The 24520-nt window shown below is 54.3% G+C and carries 29 protein-coding genes; 24 read left to right on the top strand and 5 right to left on the bottom strand.

Annotation, left to right across the window (positions count from 1 at the left end; all coding sequences use genetic code 11):
- Nucleotides 1-23 precede the first annotated feature (23 nt).
- The 15 genes from amaP to NI000_RS08145 all read left to right on the top strand — a co-directional run bounded on the left by amaP (nt 24) and on the right by NI000_RS08145 (nt 13659).
- Complete coding sequence (gene amaP, locus NI000_RS08215) at nt 24-584, top strand: alkaline shock response membrane anchor protein AmaP (protein WP_054976929.1); 561 nt, start codon at nt 24-26, stop codon at nt 582-584.
- Nucleotides 585-598: 14 nt separating this feature from the next.
- Entirely contained in the window at nt 599-838 is a 240-nt protein-coding gene (locus NI000_RS08210) for a DUF2273 domain-containing protein (protein WP_054976928.1), read from the top strand.
- Nucleotides 839-966: 128 nt separating this feature from the next.
- Nucleotides 967-1425, top strand: coding sequence for a transcription antitermination factor NusB (gene nusB, locus NI000_RS08205; protein ID WP_010499085.1), 459 nt, complete (start codon nt 967-969; stop codon nt 1423-1425).
- 29 nt (nt 1426-1454) lie between these two features.
- Nucleotides 1455-2315: a bifunctional methylenetetrahydrofolate dehydrogenase/methenyltetrahydrofolate cyclohydrolase FolD gene (gene folD, locus NI000_RS08200; protein ID WP_253409399.1), complete on the top strand. Its 861-nt coding sequence runs from the start codon at nt 1455-1457 to the stop codon at nt 2313-2315.
- 17 nt (nt 2316-2332) lie between these two features.
- On the top strand, nt 2333-3721 hold the full coding sequence (gene xseA / locus NI000_RS08195) for an exodeoxyribonuclease VII large subunit (protein WP_253409397.1): 1389 nt from the start codon (nt 2333-2335) through the stop codon (nt 3719-3721).
- Nucleotides 3696-3953, top strand: a complete 258-nt coding sequence (xseB, locus tag NI000_RS08190; RefSeq protein WP_090665606.1) for an exodeoxyribonuclease VII small subunit — start codon at nt 3696-3698, stop codon at nt 3951-3953. Before xseA ends, xseB begins: the two co-directional genes overlap by 26 nt.
- A complete protein-coding gene (locus tag NI000_RS08185; RefSeq protein ID WP_253409396.1) occupies nt 3950-4855 on the top strand; it encodes a polyprenyl synthetase family protein in 906 nt (301 codons plus the stop codon). The genes xseB and NI000_RS08185 overlap by 4 nt, the downstream gene beginning before the upstream one ends.
- A 172-nt stretch (nt 4856-5027) precedes the next feature.
- A complete protein-coding gene (gene dxs, locus NI000_RS08180) occupies nt 5028-6935 on the top strand; it encodes a 1-deoxy-D-xylulose-5-phosphate synthase (RefSeq protein ID WP_253409628.1) in 1908 nt (635 codons plus the stop codon).
- Between the two features lie 22 nt (nt 6936-6957).
- The gene (locus NI000_RS08175) at nt 6958-7794 is read left to right on the top strand and encodes a TlyA family RNA methyltransferase (protein WP_253409395.1); all 837 of its coding nucleotides are present in this window, start codon (nt 6958-6960) and stop codon (nt 7792-7794) included.
- Nucleotides 7795-7864: 70 nt separating this feature from the next.
- Nucleotides 7865-8347: a hypothetical protein gene (locus tag NI000_RS08170; protein ID WP_253409393.1), complete on the top strand. Its 483-nt coding sequence runs from the start codon at nt 7865-7867 to the stop codon at nt 8345-8347.
- A gap of 14 nt (nt 8348-8361) precedes the next feature.
- Nucleotides 8362-8811: a transcriptional regulator AhrC/ArgR gene (ahrC, locus tag NI000_RS08165; protein WP_054976922.1), complete on the top strand. Its 450-nt coding sequence runs from the start codon at nt 8362-8364 to the stop codon at nt 8809-8811.
- A 19-nt stretch (nt 8812-8830) separates the two neighbouring features.
- Nucleotides 8831-10531, top strand: a complete 1701-nt coding sequence (gene recN / locus NI000_RS08160; protein ID WP_253409391.1) for a DNA repair protein RecN — start codon at nt 8831-8833, stop codon at nt 10529-10531.
- Between the two features lie 140 nt (nt 10532-10671).
- Nucleotides 10672-12009, top strand: coding sequence for a SpoIVB peptidase (spoIVB, locus tag NI000_RS08155; RefSeq protein ID WP_253409626.1), 1338 nt, complete (start codon nt 10672-10674; stop codon nt 12007-12009).
- Between the two features lie 287 nt (nt 12010-12296).
- A complete protein-coding gene (spo0A, locus tag NI000_RS08150; RefSeq protein WP_253409389.1) occupies nt 12297-13100 on the top strand; it encodes a sporulation transcription factor Spo0A in 804 nt (267 codons plus the stop codon).
- Between the two features lie 145 nt (nt 13101-13245).
- Nucleotides 13246-13659: a DUF3862 domain-containing protein gene (locus tag NI000_RS08145; protein WP_253409387.1), complete on the top strand. Its 414-nt coding sequence runs from the start codon at nt 13246-13248 to the stop codon at nt 13657-13659.
- A 515-nt stretch (nt 13660-14174) separates the two neighbouring features.
- Here NI000_RS08145 and NI000_RS08140 read toward each other — a convergent pair.
- Nucleotides 14175-14399: a helix-turn-helix domain-containing protein gene (locus NI000_RS08140; RefSeq protein WP_375540954.1), complete on the bottom strand. Its 225-nt coding sequence runs from the start codon at nt 14397-14399 to the stop codon at nt 14175-14177.
- Nucleotides 14400-14729: 330 nt separating this feature from the next.
- Here NI000_RS08140 and NI000_RS08135 point away from each other — a divergent pair, with 330 nt between their 5' ends.
- Nucleotides 14730-15044, top strand: a complete 315-nt coding sequence (locus NI000_RS08135) for a hypothetical protein (RefSeq protein ID WP_253409385.1) — start codon at nt 14730-14732, stop codon at nt 15042-15044.
- Between the two features lie 87 nt (nt 15045-15131).
- On the opposite strand, the gene NI000_RS08130 is transcribed toward NI000_RS08135, so the two are convergent.
- Together NI000_RS08130 and NI000_RS08125 are read right to left on the bottom strand one after the other, a co-directional pair.
- Nucleotides 15132-15311 (bottom strand): DUF2524 domain-containing protein, encoded by a 180-nt coding sequence (locus NI000_RS08130; RefSeq protein WP_253409383.1) that lies wholly within the window; start codon nt 15309-15311, stop codon nt 15132-15134.
- Between the two features lie 79 nt (nt 15312-15390).
- Nucleotides 15391-15711: a hypothetical protein gene (locus NI000_RS08125; protein WP_253409382.1), complete on the bottom strand. Its 321-nt coding sequence runs from the start codon at nt 15709-15711 to the stop codon at nt 15391-15393.
- A 182-nt stretch (nt 15712-15893) separates the two neighbouring features.
- On the opposite strand from NI000_RS08125, the gene NI000_RS08120 reads away from it, so the two are divergent.
- From NI000_RS08120 to NI000_RS08105, 4 genes are read left to right on the top strand one after another with little or no spacing between them, the layout of a single operon-like run.
- Entirely contained in the window at nt 15894-16238 is a 345-nt protein-coding gene (locus NI000_RS08120; protein ID WP_253409380.1) for a carboxymuconolactone decarboxylase family protein, read from the top strand.
- 14 nt (nt 16239-16252) lie between these two features.
- Nucleotides 16253-17323 (top strand): putative cytokinetic ring protein SteA, encoded by a 1071-nt coding sequence (steA, locus tag NI000_RS08115; protein WP_253409378.1) that lies wholly within the window; start codon nt 16253-16255, stop codon nt 17321-17323.
- A 19-nt stretch (nt 17324-17342) separates the two neighbouring features.
- The gene (locus NI000_RS08110; protein ID WP_253409376.1) at nt 17343-18041 is read left to right on the top strand and encodes a glycosyltransferase family 2 protein; all 699 of its coding nucleotides are present in this window, start codon (nt 17343-17345) and stop codon (nt 18039-18041) included.
- Nucleotides 18011-18949: a hypothetical protein gene (locus tag NI000_RS08105; RefSeq protein WP_253409374.1), complete on the top strand. Its 939-nt coding sequence runs from the start codon at nt 18011-18013 to the stop codon at nt 18947-18949. The genes NI000_RS08110 and NI000_RS08105 overlap by 31 nt, the downstream gene beginning before the upstream one ends.
- Before the next feature lie 33 nt (nt 18950-18982).
- Here NI000_RS08105 and NI000_RS08100 read toward each other — a convergent pair whose 3' ends face one another.
- On the bottom strand, nt 18983-19243 hold the full coding sequence (locus NI000_RS08100) for a DUF2627 domain-containing protein (RefSeq protein ID WP_036680888.1): 261 nt from the start codon (nt 19241-19243) through the stop codon (nt 18983-18985).
- Nucleotides 19244-19391: 148 nt separating this feature from the next.
- Here NI000_RS08100 and lpdA point away from each other — a divergent pair, with 148 nt between their 5' ends.
- The 4 genes from lpdA to NI000_RS08080 all read left to right on the top strand — a co-directional run bounded on the left by lpdA (nt 19392) and on the right by NI000_RS08080 (nt 24350).
- Entirely contained in the window at nt 19392-20813 is a 1422-nt protein-coding gene (gene lpdA / locus NI000_RS08095) for a dihydrolipoyl dehydrogenase (protein WP_253409372.1), read from the top strand.
- A 147-nt stretch (nt 20814-20960) separates the two neighbouring features.
- Nucleotides 20961-21971, top strand: coding sequence for a thiamine pyrophosphate-dependent dehydrogenase E1 component subunit alpha (locus tag NI000_RS08090; RefSeq protein WP_253409370.1), 1011 nt, complete (start codon nt 20961-20963; stop codon nt 21969-21971).
- A gap of 3 nt (nt 21972-21974) precedes the next feature.
- Nucleotides 21975-22955, top strand: a complete 981-nt coding sequence (locus NI000_RS08085; protein WP_253409368.1) for an alpha-ketoacid dehydrogenase subunit beta — start codon at nt 21975-21977, stop codon at nt 22953-22955.
- A 12-nt stretch (nt 22956-22967) separates the two neighbouring features.
- Nucleotides 22968-24350 (top strand): dihydrolipoamide acetyltransferase family protein, encoded by a 1383-nt coding sequence (locus NI000_RS08080; protein WP_253409367.1) that lies wholly within the window; start codon nt 22968-22970, stop codon nt 24348-24350.
- A gap of 53 nt (nt 24351-24403) precedes the next feature.
- Here the strand turns inward: NI000_RS08080 and prli42 are convergent, their stop codons facing one another.
- The gene (gene prli42 / locus NI000_RS08075) at nt 24404-24499 is read right to left on the bottom strand and encodes a stressosome-associated protein Prli42 (protein ID WP_157261672.1); all 96 of its coding nucleotides are present in this window, start codon (nt 24497-24499) and stop codon (nt 24404-24406) included.
- Nucleotides 24500-24520: the final 21 nt, after the last annotated feature.

Below are 24520 nucleotides of genomic sequence, written 5' to 3'. Positions count from 1 at the left end.
ATCTTAGGAAGGAGTCAGGATTCGTGGTAAAAGTTCTCGACAGACTGCTGCTCTTTATTTTCAGCTTGGCCGTGCTGATCGCAACGTTCATTCTGCTGTTCGCTGCATTCGGCCTGATTTCCTTCGACACGGCGGGCAACTTTGCTCACGACGTCTATTTCGATTTAAGAACGGCGATTATTTTCATCAGCTCCACGGTGGTGGCTGCGTTGTTAAGCCTTCGCTTCCTGTATTTGTCCGTAAGGCGCGGGAAATCTTCGTCGCCATCGATCGATCAGCGGACCGAATTCGGGGACATCCGCATTTCGCTCGATACGGTGGAGAATTTGTCGTTGAAAGCGGCAGGCCGGACGCGCGGGGTTCAAGATTTGCGCGCCCGTGTCAAAGTGAATCAATCCGGACTTGAAATCGTCATTCGCGCCATCGTCGACGGCGAAAATTCCATTCCGGCGATGACTGAAGAGATGCAGGCGAACGTGAAGCGGCATATTGAGGAAATTACCGGAATTCCCGTGGCTTTCGTCACGGTATTTATCGCGAATATTCAACAATCGTCCCCGACCTTCAAAAGTCGAGTGGAATAGAGGTGAGCCCCCGGATGTGGATGCGAATTTGGGAGCAGCTGTGGGAACAGCATAGGGGTAAGACGATCGGCGTCCTGGCCGGGAGTGCCCTTGGCCTCATTTATTTGTTCTTCGGCTTCTGGCGTATGTTAATCTTTATCCTGATCGTATATACTGGATACTACATAGGGAAAAGGTTGGACCGGAACGAGCCGGTGTTTCCCGCAGAAGACACTTGGCGCCGGCTAATGGACAAATGGAGACTGTTCCGCTAAAATCCTTGGATGACGCCCAAGGATTTTTTCGGTTGATAACGATTTATAAGTCTTCAACTTAAGACAAGGAAGACGCAGCCGGTTTATTCCGGTGAAGCAAGTGCAAACCCACAGGAGGATTTGATCGGATGAGACGAAGATTGGCAAGGGAGCTTGCGGTGCAAAGCTTATATCAGATCGAAATGAACGAAGCGACAGCGGCCGATGCCATCGCGCACGTAATCGAAGAAGCGCGGACGGAGGACGAGGCGCAGCTGACGCGGGAGCGCGATCAGATTGCGCCTCATGAGGTGCTTGAGCTCGTGGAAGGCACGATGCAGCACAAGCGGCAAATCGACGGCCTGCTTTCCGATTATTTGAAGGGCTGGCAGATGGACAGGCTGTCCAAGGTAGACCGGGAAATTATGCGGCTTGCCACGTACGAAATGGTGTTTCGGGAAGACGTGCCGCCGAAAGTTGTCGTGAACGAAGCGATCGAAATGGCCAAAAACTTTGGCACGGAGGAATCGGGGAAGTTCGTCAACGGCGTGCTCGGCAAAATGATCAAAGACCTGGAGACGATCCGCAGCCGTTCGTCCGAAGCGTAGAAGCTACCTAGCGAAAGGGGAAAACAAGCATGTCCGCGCAAATCATTAACGGCAAAGAAATCGTCAGCGCTTACCGCGCTGATATTAAGCAGCAAGTCGAGCAGTTGAAGCAGCAAGGGGTACAGCCAGGGCTTGCGGTGGTCATCGTCGGGGACGACCCGGCCTCGCACGTTTACGTGCGCAATAAAGCGAAAGCCTGTGAAGAAGCGGGCATGCATTCCGAAGTGTACAAGCTTCCGGAAAATACGCCGGAGGCGGATGTGCTGGCGCTCATCTCCAAGCTGAACGGCGATAAGGCGATTCACGGCATTCTTGTCCAGTCGCCGCTGCCGGGACATATCTCGGAGGAAGGGGTAGTCGAAGCGATCGCGGTCGAAAAAGACGTCGACTGCTTCCATCCGGTCAATGTGGGCAACCTGATGATCGGCAAGGAAGGGCCGGCTCCTTGTACGCCTGCGGGCGTCATTGAGATTCTGAAGAAAGTCGGTGTTGAAATCGCCGGCAAGCATGCCGTCGTGATCGGCCGCAGCAACATCGTCGGCAAGCCGATGGCGATTCTGCTGCTTCGCGAGAATGCAACCGTAACGGTGTGCCACTCGCGCACGAAAAATATGGAAGAAATTACGCGGCAGGCGGATATTTTGATCGCGGCGGTCGGCAAAGCGAAGATGATCAACCGCAGCCACATCAAGCCGGGAGCCGTTGTCGTCGACGTGGGCATCAACCGGCTCGATACGGGCAAGCTGGCGGGAGACGTCGATTTTGACGACGTTCTGGAAACGGCAAGCTATGTCACGCCGGTGCCGGGCTGCGTCGGTCCGATGACGATTACGATCCTGCTTCGCAATACGCTTGAAGCGGCACAGCGTGCGGCTTCTGCAACCAACTAGCGGTAACGGGCGTAATTATGAAAGAAAAACAAATTTTATCGATCAAAGAGCTGAATCGATACATTAAAATGCTGCTTGAGGGCACCGACCGACTGCAGGACGTTTGGGTGCGGGGTGAGATTTCCAATTTCACCCACCATTCCAGCGGTCATATGTATTTTACGTTAAAAGATGCGGATAGCCGGTTAAAAAGCATTATGTTCGCCTCCTATAACCAGCGCCTTCCGTTCATTCCCCGGGAAGGGACGAAGGTGATTGCCTGCGGAAACATCTCGGTATACGAACGGGACGGGCAGTACCAATTCTACGTCACGCAAATGCAGCCGGACGGCATCGGGAGCCTGTATCTGGCATTCGAGCAGTTGAAGAAAAAGCTGGAATCCGAAGGCCTGTTCGCTCCGGCGACAAAGAAGCCGATTCCACGCTTCCCGCGTGCGATCGGGGTCATTACGTCGCCGACGGGCGCGGCGGTTCGCGATATTATCATCACGCTGCAGCGCCGCCATCCGACCGTCCCCATTCTGCTGTATCCGGCGCTTGTGCAGGGCAAGCAGGCGGCCCCTTCGATTGTGAGAGCGATCGAGGAGATGAATGCCAGGAACGAAGTCGATGTGCTAATCGTCGGCCGCGGCGGCGGATCGCTTGAGGAGCTGTGGGCCTTCAACGAAGAGGCGGTGGCCCGGGCGATCTTCGCTTCGAGCCTGCCGATCATTTCGGCCGTCGGCCACGAAACGGATTTCACGATCGCGGATTTCGTCGCCGATCTGCGCGCGCCGACTCCAACGGCGGCCGCCGAGCTGGCCGTTCCGCATCATCTGGAGCTGAAGCAGCAGCTCGGCTACTTGCGCCAGCAACTATACGGCGGGTTGACGCAGCAGCTCGAGCGGAGCAAAGAGCGGCTGAAGCGGCTTCAGCGGTCGCCTTACCTGACGAATCCCCGCAGGCAGCTGCTGCTGCAGCCCGCGGAGCGTCTTGACCGCATGCGCGAGCAGCTCGGCTACAAGATGCGCAGCCGCCTGACGAAAAGTCACGAGCGGCTGATGAAGGCCGACCGGCAGCTCGCCTCGTTTAATCCGAAGGAGCAGGTCGTCTACTCCCGGAAGCGGCTGGACTCTTCCGCCCGTTTGCTTCGCCAGACGATGCAGGCGGTGCTGAAGCGCAAGCAGCAGGAACTCGTATCATCGATGCGCCAGCTGGATGCGCTCAGCCCGCTCAAGATCATGCAGCGCGGATACGGCCTCGTATATGACGAGAAAGAGAAACAGCTCGTGAAATCGATCCGCCAGGTGCAAATTGGGGATATTTTGAAGCTGCGCTTGATGGACGGACGGATCGATTGTCATGTTTGGTCTATGGAGGAGAAGACGGAGGAGAAAAGCGATGTCAAACCAGGAAGCGACGCCTAGCTTCGAGCAGGCGATGGACCAGCTTGAGCGCATTGTGGCACAGCTCGAAAGCGGCGATATTCCGCTTGAAAAAGCGATAGAGCTGTTTCAAGAGGGGATGAAGCTGTCTCAATTGTGCGGGCAGAAGCTGGAGCAGGTGGAACGAAAAATCGAAATTTTGCTGGAAGAAGAGGGCGGACTGGCGAAAAAGCCGTTTCAGCCGCAGGAAACCGATAAAGGGGATAACCGATGAACGAGTCATCCGGCATCCAAGAATACATTCGAGACATGGCTTCGCTCATAGAGCGGGAGCTGCAGCAGTCGATTCCGTCGCCGTGGGCGATTCCCGCCCCGCTTCGCGAATCGATGATGTACTCCTTGATGGCCGGCGGCAAGCGGCTGCGGCCGATTCTGGTGCTGGCAGCGGCGGAAGCGCTGGGCGGCAGCCCGGAAGCGGCCGTTCCTGCAGCGTTGGCCGTGGAGATGATCCACACGTATTCGCTTATTCATGACGATCTTCCCGCCATGGACAACGATGACTTTCGGCGAGGCAAACCGACGAACCATAAGGTTTACGGCGAAGCGATGGCGATTCTGGCCGGGGATGCTTTGCTAACCCATGCGTTTTTCTCGGTCGTCCAATCCGCGAGGAAGCATAACATTCCGGCTGATCGCGTGATCGACATCGTCGAAGATCTGTCCCGGCTTTCCGGAGCCCCCGGTATGGTCGGCGGTCAAGCGGCGGACATGCTGGGCGAGCAGGGAGTCACGAAGCTGGAAGAGCTGGAGTACATCCATCTGCACAAGACGAGCGACTTGATCGTCTTTTCCTTGAAAGCCGGCGGCCGGATCGCAGGGGCGACGGAAGCCCAGCTTGCCGCATTGGAGCGGTTCGGCACATGCATCGGGCTGGCGTTTCAAATTCAGGACGATGTGCTCGATCTGATCGGGGACGAAAGCAAGCTCGGCAAACCGGTCCAAAGCGACGTCAAACAGCAGAAAGTCACCTACCCTTATTTTATCGGGATTGAAGCGTCGATTGCGAAGGTCGGGGAACTGACGCGCGAGGCGAAGCAAGCGATCTTGGCGGCGGATTTCCCGCGCCCGGAGCGGCTGCTGGAGCTTGCGGATTATTTAATGAAGCGCGACCATTAGCGCTTGGCCGGGTTCTGCCGCCCATGGGCGCGGCTGCTTTCGCACCGGTCCCGTTTGAGCGCGTGACGGTCCTGTGCTATAATGGCATCGTATTCAAGCACATTACATAGCCTATGCAATGAAGCAGATCGTTACCGACTCTTACCTGCCATTCGTTAGGCATACTCCAACTATGGAAAGCGAGGGAACAAGCGTGCTGCTCGATCACATTCATCAGCCTGAGGACTTGAAACGTCTGACTGTGGAACAGTTGGAGCAAGTGGCTGCGGAAACGAGACATTTTCTTGTCGAGAAGCTTTCGGTCACCGGCGGTCACCTCGCGCCCAACCTTGGCGTTGTCGAGTTAACGATTGCTATGCACTATTTGTTCGACAGTCCGAAGGATAAATTTATTTTCGATGTCGGTCACCAGTCGTATGTTCACAAGATTTTAACCGGTCGAAAAGACAAGTTCGATACATTGCGCAAATATAAAGGCCTGTGCGGCTTCGTGAAACGTTCCGAAAGCGAGCATGACGTCTGGGAGGCCGGCCACAGCAGCACTTCGCTGTCCGCAGCGATGGGGATGGCCGTTGCCCGCGATTTGAAGGGCGAGAAGAACCGGATCATTGCCATGATCGGCGACGGAGCGCTTACCGGAGGTATGGCTCTGGAAGCTCTGAACCACATCGGCCACGAGAAGCGGAAGCTGATGGTCATTCTGAACGACAACGAAATGTCCATCGCCCCGAACGTCGGAGCGCTCAGCCATTATTTGGCGCGTATTCGTTCGGACCGGCACTATGTGAAGGCAAAGGAAGAATTCGAACACCTGATCAAAAAGATTCCGGCCATCGGCGGCACGTTGGCGAAGACGGCGGAACGGGTGAAGGATTCGTTCAAATATTTGGTTGTCCCCGGCGTTTGGTTCGAAGAGCTCGGCCTGACGTATCTGGGACCTGTGGACGGCCACAACTTGCCGCTGCTGCTCGAAACGATGAAGCAAGCGGATAAGGTTAACGGGCCTGTCCTGGTCCATGTGATCACGACCAAAGGCAAGGGCTATTCGCCAGCCGAGGCGGATTCCCACAAATGGCACGGTATCAGCCCGTACAAAATCGAATCCGGCCAAGTCCTGAAGACGGTCGGCCCTCCGATGTATACGGAAGTGTTTGGAAGCACGCTGATTGAGCTGGCGAAGCAGGATGAGCGTGTTGTGGCGATTACCCCGGCAATGCCCGGCGGTTCGGGCCTACTCGGCTTTGCAAAGGAATTTCCCGGCCGGATGTTCGACGTAGGGATCGCGGAGCAGCATGCCGCTACGTTTTCCGCCGGTTTGGCCGAGGAAGGATTGAAGCCGGTGTTCGCCGTCTACTCGACCTTCCTGCAGCGCGCTTACGACCAGGTCGTGCACGATATTTGCCGCGCAAACCTGAACGTGGTATTTGCCATTGACCGTGCGGGGTTTGTCGGTCCGGACGGCGAAACGCATCAAGGAGTGTACGATATTGCGTACTTGCGCAGCATTCCGAATATGGTGCTGATGATGCCGAAGGACGAGAACGAGCTGCGGCATATGATGAAGACGGCTTTCGAGTATAACGAAGGCCCGATCGCTTACCGTTATCCGCGGGAAAGCGGACTTGGGGTGCCGATCGACGAGACGCTCCAGCCGATTCCGATCGGCACTTGGGAAGTGCTCCGTCCGGGAAGCGATGCGGCGATTCTGGCCGTCGGCCCGATGATTCCGCTTGCGTTGGAAGCGGCCGAAGCGATGAGCAAGGAAGGCGTTCAAGTTCGCGTCATCAACGCGCGGTTTATCAAGCCGATGGACGAGGCGATGCTTCTCCAATTGGCGAAAGAAGACATTCCGATCCTGACCCTGGAGGAAGGAGCGGAGCTCGGGGGTTTCGGTAGCGGCGTGCTGGAGCATTACTCGCAGCAAAATATTTACGGCCTGCGAATCAAAATTATCGGCGTGCCGGATTATTTCGTCGAGCACGGCTCCGTCAAGGAACAGCGCAAAGAGGTTGGATTTACAGCCGAGCGGCTCGTATCGGAACTGCAGGCACTCGTTCCGCGCAGACGGCAGCGGGCCTAACAATATGAGGTAGGAGCAATTCATGGCTGCGGACAAAGCGGAAAAAGAACGACTCGATGTCCTGCTCGTCGAGCAGGGCTATTATGAAACAAGAGAAAAGGCCAAGGCGGCCATTATGGCCGGATTGGTGTTGGTGGACGACGTTCCGGTCGACAAGGCCGGGACAAAGATTGCCCGCACGTCCCGGCTGATCGTCAAGGGTGCGGTTCATCCTTACGTCAGCCGCGGCGGGCTGAAGCTGGAGAAGGCGCTCAACGTGTTCGGCATCGACTTGAATGGCGTTACGATGTTGGATATCGGTGCGTCGACCGGGGGATTTACCGATTGTGCGTTGCAGAATGGGGCGGTTCACGTCTATGCGGTCGATGTCGGCTACAACCAGCTGGATTGGTCGCTGCGCAAGGACCCCAGGGTCAGCGTGATGGAGCGGACCAATTTCCGTTACATGCAGCCGGGCGACTTGCAGGGACCGGAACCGGCATTTGCTTCGATCGACGTGTCCTTTATTTCTTTGAAGCTCATTTTGCCGCCGCTGAAGCAGCTGCTTGCGCCGAAAGGGCAGGTCGTTGCCTTAATTAAGCCGCAATTTGAAGCGGGCCGGGAGAAGGTCGGCAAATCCGGCGTCGTCCGCGACCCCCGGGTCCATCAAGAAGTGCTGGAGGATATCCTCCGGTTTGCCCAGGATATCGGTTATGCCATTCGGGGATTGACTTACTCCCCGATCAAGGGCGGCGAGGGCAACATTGAATTTTTAGTACATCTTCTCCATACGGACGAGCCCGGGTTGTCCGGTCCCGAACTGGACCGGTTGATCCGAGAGGTCACCCAAGAGTCGCAAAGCATGCAGAGCTCATCTTGACGGATGAGTTTTTTTGCCTTTACACAGGAATTTGGATGCGGTTTCTCGAATATTCCTTCGAGGTGATTCCATGCAAAGCGGGGACGGCTTGATCGTGTTTTTGGTGGCGCTGGCACTGGGGGCATGGGTGTATTTTTACACCCGGACCAAGCTGAAGGAAGCCGTAGAAGACGAGCCTCCGTTCGAATTTCTCGCCGACGCGGAGGTGCCCGAGGATGAAGCGACGGAACTTCTTGAGGCGCGAGGCTATTCGGTCCTTAGCGGGAAGAAACGCATTCCCGTGCACATCAAAGTCAACCGCAGCGAAACGCTTCAAAGCCGGCTGTTCGTCGATTACACCGTAGAGAAAAACGGCCGGTATTACATCGTCAAGACAGCAAAAGAGCGTAAACCGATGGAGAGGACCGGAAGCGGCGTCCGCGACCATCTGCTCGTGTATCAACTGCTATACCCGAAGACGGCAGGAGTACTATTCGTAAATGTGCCTGAGCAAACGGTGGATTGCTATGTGTTCGAACTGCAAGCCGAAGAAGAAGATACCGAGACCCCATAACCAGGGAGGATGCCATGAAAGGCCAACGACATGTTAGAATACGCGAAATCATCACCAACAACGAAATCGAAACGCAGGATGAGCTCGTCGAACAGCTTCGCAAAGCGGGCTTTCATGTGACGCAGGCGACCATTTCCAGAGACATTAAAGAAATGCACCTGATCAAAGTGCCGCTGGACGACGGAAGGTACAAATATTCCATGCCGGCCGATCAGCGCTACAATCCGCTGCAGCGCTTGCGGCGGGCGCTAAACGATCATTTTGTGCATATTGACCATACCGAGAATTTCGTCGTACTCAAAAGCTTGCCGGGGACGGCAAGTGCGATTGCAGCGCTCATCGACAGTCTGGAATGGAATGAAATTATGGGAACGATCAGCGGCGACGATACGATTCTGATCATTTGCCGGACTAAGGATCACAGCTCACATGTCGTTAATCAAGTCTTGGGAATGCTCAGTTAATGTTCAAAGAGGTGTAGCTATGCTGCTGGAACTATCCATTCGCCATCTGGCGGTTATCGAACACGTCGAATTGCATTGCAAAACCGGATTCCACGTCTTGACGGGGGAAACGGGTGCGGGCAAATCGATCATCATCGACGCGCTCGGTCTGATTGCCGGGGGTCGCAGCTCGTCGGATCTGGTTCGCTATGGAAGCGACAAAGCGTCGATCGAAGCGCTGTATCAGATCGGAACGGATCATCCCGTTTGGAATATTTTGTACGGCGTGGGAATAGAAGCCGACCCGGAGGAGCATCTTATTATTCGCAGAGAAATTACGGCTCAAGGCAAAAGCACCAGCCGCGTGAACGGACAGTTGGTCAACCGGGCGGTGCTTAGGGAGATCGGCGATTATCTGGTCAATATTCACGGACAGCACGAGCATCAATCGTTGTTCCGGGTGGAGGAGCATATCCGATGGCTCGACATGTTCGGCGAGCCGCAGATTTTGCCCGCCAAGCTTGTTTACCAGGAAGCGTACGACGTCTACCAGGGGATCCGCAAGCAGCTTAAGGAGCTGCAGGAAACGAGCAAGCAAGCGCTGCAAATGATGGATTTGTACCGGTTTCAGGTGGAGGAAATCCGTTCGGCCAAGCTGAAAGCGGGAGAAGACGAGGCGCTGGCCGACGAGAAACGAAAGCTGGTCAATGCGGAACGGCTGTTTCAAAATGCTTCGGACGCTTACGATCTGCTGTACGGGGGAAGCAAGGGACTGGATGCCGTCGGTCGCGCCGTCCAGAAGCTTCAGGATATTGCCGCGCTCGATCCCGCTAAGCTTCAGTCGCTGCTGGAGCAGGTGCAAGGAGCGTTCTACCAGCTGGAAGACGCCGCTTACCAAGTTCGAGATTACCGCGATGAAGTGGAGTTCAACCCTTCCAGGCTTGATTTCATCGAGCAAAGGCTGGATACGATTTCGTCGCTTCGCAGAAAATATGGAGAATCGGTTTCGGATATTCTTGCTTATGTTGAAAAGATTGAACGGGAATTGGATCTGATTGAGAACAAGGACGAAAAGCTTCAGCAGCTGCAAAAAGAGGAAGCGGCGGCCCTCGAACAGGTACAACGGCTGGCTTCGGTTCTGACCGAGCAGCGTATGATCGTAGCGGACAAGCTCGCGGCGGAAATCGTGGCGGAGCTCCGTGAGCTGCAGATGGAGCGGACGCAATTCCGGGTGCATTTTGCCGTGGGTGGGGAGAAGAAGCTGACGCGTGAAGGCGCCGATCAGGTCGAGTTTCTCATTTCGGCCAATCCCGGAGAGCCGATGCGTGCGCTCAGCAAAATTGCATCCGGCGGTGAAATCTCTCGCGTCATGCTGGCGCTTAAATCGATTTTTGCCCGGGTGGACAGCATTCCGGTAATGGTCTTCGACGAAGTGGATACCGGGGTAAGCGGTCGCGCCGCGCAGGCGATAGCCGAAAAAATGTCCAGGCTATCCCGGAGCTGCCAAATCTTCTCCATCACGCATCTGCCGCAGGTCGCCTGCATGGCGGACGTGCATTACCGCATTCATAAAACGACGGATGGAGACCGCACTTATACGAATATTGACGACTTGAATACGGAAGAGCGCATGCACGAGCTGGCCCGGATGCTGGGAGGCGTCGAAGTGACCGACAAAACGCTCCAGCACGCGCAGGAAATGCTTGCGCTTGCCGATAACATGAAAGCAAAGATGAGCTAGCCAAGGGAGCATTTTGGAGTTATAAAAGAAAAGGGCGGGGGTTACCTTAAAGGTACACAAACGGCGGTGCAGCCAGCTTTGAAGCCGGAAGTCGCAAGCCGCGTGCCGCAAAGCAAAGGAAGCAAGGGAGCGTGAGCGAATTGGGTTCCAACCATAGAAAAAGATTGATTGGATTACTGCTCGTCCTCTTCGTTTGTTTGGGTAGCCTCACCACCCCTTTCCGCAGTTTTGCCTCATTCCCCGAGGAGCTCCGGCTTTTTACCGGACAGCAAACCCAACTGAAGTTGGCGATGCCGGTCAGCGCGCAAGTGACAGTCAACCATCCGGAAGTGCTCAAGGTCAACGGCTCGGCAAGGCACTCATTCCAAGTGGATCTTCATCATCCTATCGCACTTGAATCTTATCAAGCTGGACAAGCTGAAATGAAGCTGAAGCTATTCGGAAAAATTCCTTTCAAGACGGTTAAAGTCAATGTCGTCCCTGATCTGAAAGTTATTCCCGGCGGGCAGACGATCGGCGTGAAGCTGAAATCGGCCGGAATTATGATCGTCGGGCATCATTTGGTTGCGATCACGGATGACCGCAAATCGTCTCCGGGCGAAGAAGCCAAAGTACAGCTCGGCGATCTCATCGTCAAAATGAACGGTAAAACCGTAAGCGACGTAAGCCGGGTAGCGGATCTCGTCAAAGCGGCGGGAGAGAACAAAAAGCCGATTATGCTGACGATCCGCCGCGGAAACGAAACGCTCGATATTCCGATTACTCCTGCGTATGATATCGTGGACAAGGCGTACAGGCTCGGGCTGTATATACGCGATTCGGCCGCCGGGGTCGGGACGCTGACCTTCTATGCCCCGGATCAACGCGTATACGGAGCGCTGGGCCATGTCATTACCGATATGGACACGCAAGTGCCGATCATGGTAGGCAACGGAGAGATCGTGCATTCGAACGTCACTTCGATATCGAAGAGCCAAAACGGCGAGCCGGGTGAAAAGCGTGCCCAGTTCTCCAAGGAAAGCAGAGCCATCGGCAATATTGAGAAAAATACGCAGTTCGGCATTTTCGGCAAAATGTTTGACACGCCGGGGCATAGCTACAGCGACAAGGCACTGCCCGTCGCCTTCGCCGAAGAGGTGAAGGAAGGTCCTGCACAGATTTATACGGTGGTCAACGGTCAGAAGGTCGAGAAATTCGATATCGAGGTCGTTCATGTGGCGAAGCAGGAATATCCGGCCACCAAAGGGATGGTAATCAAAATTACCGATTCCCGCCTGCTGGACAAGACTGGAGGGATCGTGCAAGGCATGAGCGGAAGCCCGATTATTCAGAACGGAAAAGTGATCGGAGCGGTGACTCACGTCTTCGTCAATGACCCGACGAGCGGCTACGGATGCTTTATCGAATGGATGCTGCAGGATGCAGGCATTATGCTTCGTCCTTCCAATACGGAAACAACGGAACTGAAGGCCAGTTAATGGTCTTCGGTTTTTTTGTTGGGCAGTACGTAAATCTTTGCTCCGTTTCGAATCGTTTGTAGGTGGACGTTTTGTTATTGTTCGAGGATAGATACGATATGTAGCATATAATCATTCTTTGTCGAATGATGTATAATGGTGAAGTAAATTATTAATTATAAAATAAAAATCAGAAAAAATCCAGAAAAATAATATTCGACAGAAGGAATTTTAAAGTGCATGTCGAAATTGTATTACAGGTAAATAATGCTAAAGCGAATTGCCGCAAATGAAGGAGGCGCTTACCGTTGCAAACCATTGAAGTTCTTTTAGCAGACGACAACCGAGAATTTACAAATCTTCTCTCCGAATTCATCGATGATCAGGCCGATATGCAAGTGACCGGCGTTGCTTACAATGGAAATGATGTGCTTCGTCTAATCGAGCAAGGCCCGCGGGTACCGGACGTATTGATTTTGGACATTATTATGCCTCATCTGGACGGTCTTGGCGTGCTCGAGAAGCTGCGGGAAATGGATTTGAATCCGCAGCCGAAAATCATCATGCTCACTGCTTTTGGTCAAGAAAACATTACCCAAAAAGCAGTTCAGCTCGGCGCCTCGTATTACATTTTGAAACCGTTCGATATGGAAATTTTGACGAATCGGATTCGGCAGTTGATCGGCACAAGCCCAGCTGTGCCTGTGATGTCCTCTTCGTCGTCGCAGAAAGCGAACGTCGTTCAATTGCCGAAAGGCAAAAATCTGGATGCCAACATTACGACCATCATTCACGAAATCGGCGTACCCGCTCATATCAAAGGATACCAATATTTGCGTGAAGCGATCACGATGGTATATAACAACATCGAAATTCTCGGAGCGATTACGAAGACGCTGTATCCGGCCATTGCCGAAAAATACAAAACAACGCCGAGCCGCGTCGAGCGGGCGATCCGCCATGCGATCGAAGTCGCTTGGACACGCGGCAATATCGACAGTATCTCGCATTTGTTCGGCTATACGATCAATATTAGCAAAGCGAAGCCGACGAATAGCGAATTCATCGCAATGGTGGCGGACAAGCTGCGGATCGAGCATAAAGTTTCGTGAAATAAGTGAGCTTTCCTACGTCGGGTCCCAACGGGCTCGACGTTTTCATTTTCATGGAGTTCTGTCCATATGCGAACGAATATTCTCTAGTATGTCGCACATTCCCAGTGTAGAATTACGGTATATACTGGAAAGGGGTCATGGCGTGAAACATCTACTGACTTTCACCGCGGCGCTTATGATTGTTGTGATTAGTGGTTGCGGAGCGGCACCTGCCAAGGAAGCAAACACTCCGGCAAAGGAAACTAGTTCGACTACAAAGGAAGCAAGCACACCGGCCAAAGAAGCAGGCGCACCTGCAGGGGAAAAGAAGACGGAATCGAAGCAAGCAACCATTACGAAAGAGGAATTCGATAAGATTGAGAATGGGCAGACCTATGAGGAAGTCTCAAAGATTATCGGGGGACCGGGCGAATTGGTAGCCGAAGCTGGAACGAAAGGCGAAAAGTCTCACACTGTCGGCTATATGTATAAAGGCGAGGGCTCACCCGGAGCAAACGCTAATTTTGCATTCCAAGACGGCAAACTTGTGACAAAAGCACAATTCGGCTTGAAATAGCGTAATTCGTCAAAACGATAAATGAATGTCACATAAACAAAAGACGGCAGCTTTTCGGTGCATTAGTCCGATTGGCTGCCGTCTTTTTCTATTACTAGAAACTCGTTAATGTCGTCAATATTTAGAGCGTCTGCTAATTTCGCAAGATGAATGAGACTTATTTGTTCGCGAACATTACGAGACATCTCGCTTATTGCAGATTGCCTAACCCCGATAATGCCGAAAGCTGTATCTGGGTTAATCCTCGTTGTTCCATAATTTCTTTTAATCTTAAGCGAACTCTGCGCAACTGTTGATCACCCACCTATAAAGCTATTATACTTATCCAAAATTTACGAAATATACGTAATAACGTTTAAACTGATAGGCATATAATATGTTTATGCGTTTATATGTATATTTTAGTGGGAGTTAACCAATTCATCATCCCCACCACTCATTTTCGCAAATTTCCACGAAATCTTTAGCGGATGGTTATCGAATCGAATTTTTCGGGTAAGGATCAGTATGTCGCGTTACGGGGTCTTTGTGTTATCTTCCGGTACATATTCAATCAAATCTCCTGGCGTGACACCAAGTCCTCGACAGAGACCCTCAAGGGTATCGTAATCAATCCTCTTTGTGGCATTAGCGGCCAACGAAGTAATTGTGTTTCGGCTAACTCCTGTTAACGCTACGACTTCTTTATTGGAAAGTCCACGCAGCTTCATAATGTCTCCAAGTTTACAACGAACGGACATACGGATTCCTCCTAAAACATTTGCACAACATGTTGACATTTTGAACGGTAAGAGTTAATATAATTCTATGCACAACATGTTGACAAATCGAAATATTGACTCATGATTCAAGTACATCTTAACAAAAAGTTTCATCTCTTTCAATTCACGAATAGGGGGCTTCATTCTTACGAACAAAGCCGTTATATTCACCACTTCTTAATTCCGAGTTATCATCTAATTTTTGTTTGTTATATTGCTGAAATTAGGCTCTTTTGGTCATCTAAATAGTGTCATGCGTTGACCAGATGAACCTGTGCAGATAAATTCAAACGAAAGGGGCTGCATGCCGTGTTAAAAAGAATCAAGCTCGTCATTGATTCGGGTAACGGTGACTTCGAAATCGTTGACGCTTTTCTCACGCCCGATAAGAACCATGCCAATTTTGTTTCCGATGGTATCGTCAACTATACGATGGCCGCCCGCAAACAAGTTGAACGTGTCTATGTGGAATGTCACGTGGCGATCAAGCTGGGCGAGACTGCACGCGGCGAGGTCGCCATTTATGATTTGCACGAAAAACTAAACGCAATGACGGCCTATCAACTATTGAATTTCCATGTCATTCATAATGTGAGCGACATCGTGCTGCTTCGCGAAGACTAAAAATAACCGTTTTTTATCTTACAAATGCAAGCAAGCCAGCCGTGGATGGATATCCGAAGGGCTGGCTTTTCTCTTCAAAAGCTCGGATTAAGGGCGAATGTCGCACTTGTTCTTGATGAACCGAATCTGGTTCTCCAGACGGTTGACCGTTTGCTGAGACTGTTCGTCCAGCTCGGTATTGTGCATCCCGGCCAGCTGCTGCTGCAGCTCTTGAAGATCGCCACCTGCATTGGAGCAGTCATAATTGCTTTCGAGATTGTCAACCATTTCAAAAGCACCTCCGCCTAAGTGAATTCAAACTTAGTATGGAACGTGCTTATCCAAGTATGCGGCTGACGTCAGGCAATTATAGGATTGACTGAGTGATGGGCAGCATGGCCTTATTTTCGGCGTTATTGTCGGAATACAAATCGTGTGCCCAATCAAGCCAGCCTTCGGGCAGACGCTTCATGATGGAGGAACGGAGTTCCGAACTGGAGCATGCCATCTCGTAAATGAGCTGCTCGTAAGTATGGAGTATGGAATCAAAATCCAGACCGATATCGTCCATCAGCAATTCCTTCAATGCGCTTTCATTGTCACTGAAGTCTCGGTAAACCAAGCCATCATAAATTTCCGTAATCAGACCATCCTGAACACGAACAATTTTCTGACATGTTTTTTGCATTGAATCTACTCCTTACCCTAGGATAGAACTAATTATACCATACGATAAAATCGATTTTTGTAGAATATTGTAAGTGTTTTCGTTAATTTTTGATTTTTTTTGGACACGATCTTCGTTCTTTTTGCATATGCCTTTGGAACGAGGGGAAGCTAAACCAAGGAAAATCGGAAGGAGGCGCCGCGATGCATCAAGCTGACAGCTTGCAAAAAGTCGACTCTTATAAGGTCGGTGTCGGCCACATGAAAGAGCTTATGCCGACGATGGTGGAAGCATACCATCATTTTACAGCCGCTTGTTTTGCCCCCGGAGCACTCGATGAAAAGCAAAAGCAGTTGATTGCCCTTGGCATCGGCTTGTTTGCCAATAACGAGGTGTGTACGCTATATCACGTTCAAGAAGCGCTGGCGAAAGGAGCTTCCCGGCAAGAAATTCTCGAGGCGACGGCCGTGGCGTCGGCGGTGGCTAGCGGACATGCGATGTCTCAAGGGGTCACGAGGGTGGAGCAGGCGCTGGATTCCTTGACGTGATTGGGGATGAAGCTATGAGATGGAAGTCGAAAATGGGACTTTTACCCATCACCGGGATAACGGAAAGTGACCGAAGCACTAAGCGGCTGCTTCAACGATTGGGACCGGGGCGAATCGCCGTGCTGGCGCACGATGATTTGGACGAGTTGGCCGTGCGCGGCCTGCTCAAAGCTCGGGTATCCGCCGTCGTGAACACGGGCCGGACGATGACCGGGACGATTGCCTCCCGGGCGGTTTTAGAGCTTCTGGAGGCGGGTACGCCGCTTGTGGAGACGTCTCCGGACGCTTTCGAGCTGCTGCAGACCTCCCGGACCGTTACCGTGACCGAACACGGGATCGATACGGGGACGTCGTGGGTGCCCTGCCGCCGGTTTACCCGGCAAAGCTGGTTCGCCGGATACCGGGCCGCACAAGCTTCGGAGCCGAAGCAGCTCGCCAGGTTTATCGAGAATACGCTGAAATACGCTGCCGAGGAAAAGGAGCAGCTGCTCGAACCACTGCCGCCCGTTACATTGCGAACGGAGCTGCCGGGAAGGCATGCGCTGGTGGTGGTGCGGGGAAGCGGGTACCGGGAAGATTTCGCCGCGCTGAAACGTTACATACGGAAAGTCCGTCCTGTGCTGATCGGTGTGGACGGAGGGGCTGACGCCATTTTGGAAGCGGGGTACAACCCCGACATGATCATAGGGGATATGGACAGCGTATCGGATCTTGCTTTATTCAGCGGGGCGGAACTTATCGTACATAGCTATCGGAACGGAGCGGCTCCGGGGATGGAGCGCCTTCGGCGGCTCGGGCTTTCGGCGGCTTCCCTGCCGACGGGAGGAACGAGCGAGGATGCGGCGCTCCTGCTGGCTTACGAACAAGGCTGCGAGCAGATTATCACCGTTGGATTGCACAGCCATATGCAGGACTTTATGGAAAAAGGACGCAAAGGCATGGGCAGCAGTTGGCTTGTGCGGATGAAGATTGGGAGCAGGCTTGTCGATGCAAGGGGGATTAGCCGCCTATACCCTGCAACCGAACGGCGTAAGCCGGCAAGCCCAGGGGCAGCGTGGTTATCATTTGTCCGTTTTTTGCATTGAGAGAAGGGAGAGGACGCCAATGGTTCCGCTTATATCCGTCATTATTCCTGCGTGGAACGAGTCCCGCCTGCTGGCTTCGACGCTGGAAGCGGTCTCGAAGGCGCACGCCTCAGCGGAATTTTCATTCGACATGCAGCTCATCGTGGTGGATGACGGAAGCCGCGACGGAACGGGTGACGTCGCTTGTGCGTGGGCTGACGTCGTATTGCGTTTTCCCGTGAATTCGGGCAAAGGAGCGGCGATGTTCGCGGGCTGGCAAGCGGCGTCCGGGGAGATTGTCGTGTTTCTGGACGCCGATCTCGGCAGCACCGCCGAAAAGTTCCCTCTGCTTCTTGAGCCTGTGCTGCGGGGGGAAGCGGATTTGACCGTGGCGAAGCTTCCACCGGCAAGCATCCCGGGTGGCTTCGGGCTCGTCAGAGGCTTGGCCGGCCGCGGCGTCCGTCTGTTGAGCGGCTATGACTCGGGGGCTCCGTTATCCGGGCAACGGGCGATGCGAAGCGAAGTGCTGCGGCGCTGCGAAAGGAAATACCAGGGATTCGGCGCCGAGGTCGGCATGATGGTCGATGCCGTCAGGCTCGGCTTTCGGATCGTCGAACTGGAGGTTCCTTTCCGGCACCGGGAGACCGGACGGACCTGGCAGGGATGGCTCCATCGCGGCAAGCAGCTTTGCGAGGTCGGACTTACCTTGTGGCAGTGCTGGCGGAAACCGGCATGCTGACCGTGACCGGCTGGTTATGGGCATGGGCAGTTCCGTTGGGCTTGCTGATCGCGGCGGGAGCCGTTTTGCTGCCGGGAACGATTCGTTTTTTGCAGGAGCACGGGCTCTCGGAAACGAACTACCGGGGACGTCTTGTTCCGACGGCTGGAGGCGTGCTTCTGTGGCTGCTGCTTCTGCTGTGGTATCTGTACGGGGTGTGCGTAGTGCCTTCCTCTTGGCCCGATACAGACCGATGGATGCTGGCGGTCACGTTGGTCGGTTTTGCGGGATTGCTTGACGATCTGCTCGGGGAGCGGGAGGTCAAAGGGCTGCGCAATCATTGGAAGACTTGGATCGAGCAGCGGAGGATAACGACCGGGATCGTCAAGGCGGGGACGACCTTAGTGGCCGGAATGCTTATCCTGCTGCCGGAAGCGGAACAGCTTCGCGGCGGGACGGGGACAACCCTCACAGCGGATAGCCGTGCGCTGTGGCTGCTTCCCTTCAAGTTGCTTCTTATTCTGCTCGCCACCAATGCGGTGAATCTGCTTGACGTCCGGCCCGGACGGGCCTTGAAGGGCTTTTTTGTTTCGCTGCTTCTGCTCGTATGGCTTGCTTCTTGGAAGGAGAGCGGAACGGAAGCCGTTTGGAATGTATGGCGTATGTTGGTTCCGCTTACGATCGGAGCGGGGATGTTCGCAGGCGCAGACCTGCGCGGCAAGGCTATGCTGGGCGACGCCGGAGCCAACGTGCTGGGGTTTGCGCTTGGTGTCGGGTTCGCGCTGCTGACACCGGTTTCGGTGCAGGCCGCTGCATTAGCCGTGCTCATAGGGCTTCACGCGATCACCTGGCGGCGGTCGCTTAGCGTCATCATCGAGCGTCACACGCTGCTCCGCTGGCTGGATCAAGCCGGCCGCGGACGAGGCTGAACGACAAAAAAAGGGACAGGCTGCGATTGCTGCCTATCCCTTTTTGCGTTTCTTGCGAAAGCGCGGCGCGACATAATTGCGTTTGCGGTCCCGGAAAAAAATCCATCCCCCGATAAAAGCGACTCCTGCGGCAAACAGCAGCAGTCCCAGCGCAAATTTCCACCAGAGGAAGCCGATCGCCGGATCGAATTGGGCGAACCAGGCGTCCTTCATTGCCAAAAATCCGTAAGTTGCCATGAGTCCGGGCACGACCAGCAGCAGCATGGCGATGAAACGAGAAATAACGGCCATCATGCTTGGCTCCTTCTATTGCTTCAAAATCGTCAATCTCTACGTTATCATAAATTTATCAAGAATTCATGTCATTTCACAAATTGGACTATATTTCTGCCGCAGAATAGAGTTACAATAGGAGAATCTTAAGTATCAGGAGGAATTATGGATGACGCATACTTTTGATATGGTTGTTCTTGGCGGAGGCATTGGCGGTTATACGGCGGCCATTCGGACCGCGCAGCTTGGAAAAAGCGTGGCCATTGTCGAGCAGGACAAGATCGGAGGAACTTGTCTCCACCGCGGTTGTATTCCAAGCAAGGCGCTGCTGCGAAGCGCGGAAGTATTCGCCCTCATGAAAGACAGCGACAGATTCGGCGTCGGAGCCGAGGCGGTCACCCTAGATTTCACTAAAGTCGCAAGCCGCAAAGATGCGGTGGTCGAGCAACTATACAGCGGGCTGCAATTTTTGATGAAAAAAAATAAAATCACCGTATTCCAGGGGAAGGGCAGATTAATCGGTCCTTCCATCTTTTCGCCCCGGAGCGGTACGGTATCCGTCGATCAAGGCGAGGATGAGATCTTGACGCTGGTGCCGGAGAAGGTAGTCATCGCGACGGGCTCCCGTCCGAGAAGTCTGCCGGGTCTGGAAACCGACGGCGTGTCGATTCTGAACAGCGACGAGGCGCTTCGTTTGGAGAAGCTGCCGGCTTCGGCGGTCATTATCGGCGGCGGCGTCATCGGCGTGGAATGGGCTTCGCTGCTTAGCGATTTTGGCGTGCAGGTGACGGTCGTGGAATTTGCCCCCAGACTGCTTCCGAGCGAGGATGAAGACGTATCGCGCGAGCTGGAGCGGCTGCTGAAAAAACGCGGGGTTAGCGTGCGCACAGGCACCAAGGTGCTCACGGAATCCGTCCGCAAGCATGAGGGCGGCGTGACGCTGAATGTAGAACATCGCGAGGAACAAGCCGCACTGTCGGCCGAAATCGCGCTCGTGTGCGTAGGGCGTCAAGCCAATGTCGAAGGCATCGGTTTGGAAAATACCGACGTGAAGGTCGAAGGCGGCTTCATTCGCGTCAACGAATTGATGCAGACGGCCGAGCTGCACATTTATGCAGTCGGGGATTGCATCGGCGGACTTCAGCTCGCCCACGCCGCCGCCCATGAAGGCTTGACTGCGGCCGAGCATGCCTGGGGCCTGAAGCCGCACAAGGTGGAGCCGCACCAAGTGCCGCGGTGCGTCTATTCCCGGCCGGAGACGGCAAGCATCGGCTGGACGGAACGGGAAGCCAAGGAACGGGGACGCGACGTCAAAGTGTCCAAAGTTCATTTCCGGGCGCTGGGGAAAGCGATCGTGCTCGGGGAGACCGATGGGTTTATCAAAGTGGTGGCCGATAAAGAAACGAACGATTTGCTTGGCGTCCATATGATCGGACCGCACGTGACCGATTATATCTCCGAAGCGGCGTTAGCTCAGTTGCTTGATGCGACCCCATGGGAAATCGGACAGACGATCCATCCGCATCCGACCCTCTCCGAGCTATTGGGCGAGGCGATGCTGGCCGTGGACGGGCGGTCCATCAATATGTAAATTGCTGCCGGAAGGCCGGGAGAGCGCCTCTTTATCTAATAAAATTGTATTCATAGACCAAACGGTTTATAATAAGTTATAGTGTCTGGTATTAGCACCAGGTATTAAAAAACTCTTGCTGTTTTAAAAGGAGGCGTCTATAACTCCATGTCCATCGGTCAAATGACAAAACACCGGCAGCTCGGATTGACGGACGGTCAGGCTCTGGAAATGTATACATACATGTTGAAAGCCCGCATGTTTGACGAGCGGTGCTTCCTGCTGCAGCGTTCGGGCAAAATTGCGTTCCACGTGTCCGGAATCGGCCAGGAAACGGCGCAAGTGGCCGCGGCCTTCGCGCTTTCGCGCGGGGAAGACTACTTTTTACCGTATTACCGGGATTACGGCTTCGTGCTCTCGGTCGGCATGACGTTAAAGGAACTGATGTTGTCCGTCTTCGCCAAGGCGGAGGACCCGAACAGCGGCGGACGTCAAATGCCGGGCCATTTCGGCCATAAAAAGCTGAATATCGTGACCGGTTCTTCCCCGGTAACGACCCAAGTGCCTCACGCGGTCGGATTTGCGCTGGCAGCCAAGATGAAACGGAAAAACTTCGTGGCGTTCACGACCTTCGGCGACGGATCGAGCAATCAGGGCGATTTCCACGAAGGCTGCAACTTTGCGGGCGTTCACAAGCTTCCGGTCATTTTCATGTGCGAAAACAACCAGTACGCGATCTCCATCCCGCTGCACAAGCAGGTGGGCGGCAGCATCGCCGAGCGCGCCCACGGCTACGGTTTCCCGGGCGTTAAGGTAGACGGCCGGGATGCGCTTGAAGTGTACCGCGTCGTGAAGGAAGCACGTGAGCGCGCCCTTCGCGGCGAAGGTCCGACCTTGATCGAAGCGGTCATGTACCGGATCTCTCCGCATTCGACGTCCGACAACGATTTGCTCTACCGCACCCCGGAGGAAGTCGAAGAGAACCGCGCGAAGGACGGCTTGCCTCGGTTCAAGCAGTATCTGATCGACTGCGGCCTCTGGAGCGAGGCGCAGGACGCCGAGCTTGCGGCGGCCATCAAGCAGGAATTGGTCGAAGCGACGAATTACGCGGACGATGCGCCTTTTCCGAAGCCGGAAGATACGCTCAAGCATGTGTACGCGGAACAGAGGGAGGGCTAATTCGTGGCGGTCATTACGTATTTGGAAGCGATTCGCACGGCAATGAAGGAAGAACTGGAGCGGGACGAGAACGTGTTCGTCCTGGGCGAGGACGTCGGCAAGGGCGGCGTCATGAATGCGACGAAAGGGCTGAAAGAGCAGTTCGGGGAAGAGCGGATCATGGATACGCCGCTCGCCGAATCGGCGATTGCGGGTGTAGCGATCGGCGCCGCCATGTACGGGATGAAGCCGGTGGCGGAAATGCAGTACGCTGACTTTATTTTTCCGGCGACGAACCAGATCATCAGCGAGGCGGCCCGCATCCGGTACCGTTCGAACAACGATTGGAGCTGTCCCGTCGTGATCCGCGCTCCGTACGGGGCGACCGGCGGCGGCGCGCTGTATCACTCCCAATGTCCGGAATCCGTCTTTTTCGGCACGCCGGGGCTTGTCATCGTCGCCCCTTCAGACCCGTATGATGCGAAAGGGCTATTGAAAGCCGCGATCCGCAATCCGGATCCGGTGCTGTACTTCGAGCATAAGAAATGCTATTTGTCTGTCACGGGCGAAGTGCCCGAGGACGATTACATCGTGCCGATCGGCGAAGCTGCCGTGAAGCGTGAGGGTTCCGACATCACCGTCATCACGTACGGCATCACCGTGCAATATGCGCTGCGTGCGGCGGAAGAGCTGGCTAAAGAAGGCATTCAGGCTCATGTGCTCGATCTGAGAACGCTGCAGCCTTTGGATACGGAAGCGATTCTCAAAGCGGCTGCCAAAACCGGCAAAGTGCTGATCATCCACGAGGATAACAAGACCGGAGGCGTCGGGGCGGAAGTGTCCGCGATCATCGCCGAGGAGCTGCTGTTCGAGCTGGACGCGCCGATTATGCGGCTCTGCGCGCCGGACGTTCCGGCCGTCGGAATGAACCCGCCGATGGAGAAGTTTTTCCTTCTCAATACGGATAAGATCATGGAAGCCATGCGGAAGCTGGCTTTGTTCTAGGAGGACCGTTACATGAACGATCAAGCGACGAAAGGAACCGGGGTCAAGGTTCCTCATCTGGCCGAGAGTTTGGTATCGGCGACGATCGGCAAATGGCTCAAGCAGCCGGGGGATTATATCGAGCAGTACGACGTATTGTGCGAGCTGATCACCGACAAGGTGACGGTGGAGATGCCGTCCCCGATCGAAGGCCGGTTGGTCAAGCTGCTGGCGGAAGAAGGATATACGGCTGCGGTCGGAGAAGAGATTTGTTTGATCGAGGAGCCGCATCAGGCAGCAGACAGCACGGCGGAAGCCGCAGAAGCCGTTTCTCAGCCGCAGCGCGCTCAAGGCGGACAAGCCCGTCGCGAAGCGCAAGCTGCCGGAGGTGAAGCGGGCATGAGCGGCCGTTATTCGCCTGCGGTGCTCAAGCTTGCCGCAGAACACGGGATCGCGCTGTCGGAAGTGAAGGGAACGGGCCTTGGCGGCCGCATTACGCGCAAAGACGTGGAAGCTTACGTCGCGAGCGGCAAGCCTGCAACGGTCGTAGAGGGTAAACCCGTGGCCGCCGTCAATGCGGAAGCCGCTGCAGAAGCTGCGACCGCCGGCGTGTTCCTTCCGGTGCCGCCGAAGGGACCGGTTCGTTCGACCGGCATCCATTTGTCGGAAAACCCGCCGCTGCCGAAAATCGAGGTGGAGGGTCAGCCGCTTGACGGCCGGGGCGAATATTTGATCGACGTAACGCCGATCCGCAATACGATTGCCAGCCGCATGCGCCAGAGCGTGACGGAAATTCCGCATGCCTGGACGATGATCGAGGTCGACGTGACCAACCTTGTGCTGCTGCGGAACAAAGTGAAGGGCGAATTCATGAAACAGGAAGGGATCAACATTACGTATCTGGCCTTCCTGCTCAAAGCGGTCGTTGGCGCGATCAAGGATTATCCGATCATGAACTCGGTCTGGGCGGTAGACAAAATTATCGTCAAGCGGGACATCAACCTTGCGCTGGCCGTAGGTACCGAGGACTTCGTCGTCACGCCGGTCATCCAAAAGGCCGACCAAATGAATATTGCCGGCCTCGCCCGGGAGATCGATTCTTTAACCCGGAAAGCAAGAGCCGGCAAGCTGACGCTTAACGATATGCAAGGCGGAACGTTTACCGTAAACAATACGGGCTCGTTTGGATCGATTTTGTCGTACCCGATCATCAACTACCCGCAAGCCGCCATATTGACCTTCGAATCGATCGTGAAAAAGCCGGTCGTCATTCAGGACATGATTGCCGTCCGTTCGATGGTCAACCTGTGCTTGTCCTTGGACCACCGCATTTTGGACGGGGTCATCTGCGGACGCTTCCTGCAGCGGGTGAAAGAGAACCTGGAAGCGTACAATCAGGACACGAAGCTGTACTAAAGGCCGGCGGCAGCTCGGGGAGGCTTGTCCCTAACCTGTCGCCCGTCGACCAGCTAGAAGAAATTGCTTACCGTAAACAACAGCGTCGATAACAGCATCGAGACAATCATCGTGTAGACGACGATTTTGAAAATCAATTTATTTCGCAACGATTTCAGCTCCTTATCAAG

It is taken from the genome of Paenibacillus tyrphae (assembly GCF_024158745.1).
In the GTDB taxonomy this organism is placed as follows: Bacteria; Bacillota; Bacilli; order Paenibacillales; family NBRC-103111; genus Paenibacillus_G; species Paenibacillus_G tyrfis_A.
The sequence above is the reverse complement of the archived record's forward strand: the minus strand, read 5'-3'. Positions and strand labels throughout refer to the sequence as shown.

Excerpts from the sequence above, each read along its gene's own strand:
- NI000_RS08120 (WP_253409380.1), top strand. The coding sequence starts at position 15,894 with ATGCATCAAGCTGACAGCTTGCAAAAAGTCGACTCTTATAAGGTCGGT.
- NI000_RS08080 (WP_253409367.1), top strand. The coding sequence starts at position 22,968 with ATGAACGATCAAGCGACGAAAGGAACCGGGGTCAAGGTTCCTCATCTG.
- xseB (WP_090665606.1), top strand. The coding sequence starts at position 3,696 with ATGTCAAACCAGGAAGCGACGCCTAGCTTCGAGCAGGCGATGGACCAG.
- NI000_RS08140 (WP_375540954.1), bottom strand. The coding sequence starts at position 14,399 with ATGTCCGTTCGTTGTAAACTTGGAGACATTATGAAGCTGCGTGGACTT.
- NI000_RS08100 (WP_036680888.1), bottom strand. The coding sequence starts at position 19,243 with ATGATGGCCGTTATTTCTCGTTTCATCGCCATGCTGCTGCTGGTCGTG.
- recN (WP_253409391.1), top strand. The coding sequence starts at position 8,831 with ATGCTGCTGGAACTATCCATTCGCCATCTGGCGGTTATCGAACACGTC.
- NI000_RS08090 (WP_253409370.1), top strand. The coding sequence starts at position 20,961 with ATGTCCATCGGTCAAATGACAAAACACCGGCAGCTCGGATTGACGGAC.
- lpdA (WP_253409372.1), top strand. The coding sequence starts at position 19,392 with ATGACGCATACTTTTGATATGGTTGTTCTTGGCGGAGGCATTGGCGGT.
- steA (WP_253409378.1), top strand. The coding sequence starts at position 16,253 with ATGAGATGGAAGTCGAAAATGGGACTTTTACCCATCACCGGGATAACG.
- xseA (WP_253409397.1), top strand. The coding sequence starts at position 2,333 with ATGAAAGAAAAACAAATTTTATCGATCAAAGAGCTGAATCGATACATT.
- folD (WP_253409399.1), top strand. The coding sequence starts at position 1,455 with ATGTCCGCGCAAATCATTAACGGCAAAGAAATCGTCAGCGCTTACCGC.
- NI000_RS08175 (WP_253409395.1), top strand. The coding sequence starts at position 6,958 with ATGGCTGCGGACAAAGCGGAAAAAGAACGACTCGATGTCCTGCTCGTC.
- ahrC (WP_054976922.1), top strand. The coding sequence starts at position 8,362 with ATGAAAGGCCAACGACATGTTAGAATACGCGAAATCATCACCAACAAC.
- NI000_RS08110 (WP_253409376.1), top strand. The coding sequence starts at position 17,343 with ATGGTTCCGCTTATATCCGTCATTATTCCTGCGTGGAACGAGTCCCGC.
- nusB (WP_010499085.1), top strand. The coding sequence starts at position 967 with ATGAGACGAAGATTGGCAAGGGAGCTTGCGGTGCAAAGCTTATATCAG.
- NI000_RS08130 (WP_253409383.1), bottom strand. The coding sequence starts at position 15,311 with ATGGTTGACAATCTCGAAAGCAATTATGACTGCTCCAATGCAGGTGGC.
- dxs (WP_253409628.1), top strand. The coding sequence starts at position 5,028 with ATGGAAAGCGAGGGAACAAGCGTGCTGCTCGATCACATTCATCAGCCT.
- NI000_RS08210 (WP_054976928.1), top strand. The coding sequence starts at position 599 with ATGTGGATGCGAATTTGGGAGCAGCTGTGGGAACAGCATAGGGGTAAG.
- NI000_RS08170 (WP_253409393.1), top strand. The coding sequence starts at position 7,865 with ATGCAAAGCGGGGACGGCTTGATCGTGTTTTTGGTGGCGCTGGCACTG.
- NI000_RS08125 (WP_253409382.1), bottom strand. The coding sequence starts at position 15,711 with ATGCAAAAAACATGTCAGAAAATTGTTCGTGTTCAGGATGGTCTGATT.
- NI000_RS08185 (WP_253409396.1), top strand. The coding sequence starts at position 3,950 with ATGAACGAGTCATCCGGCATCCAAGAATACATTCGAGACATGGCTTCG.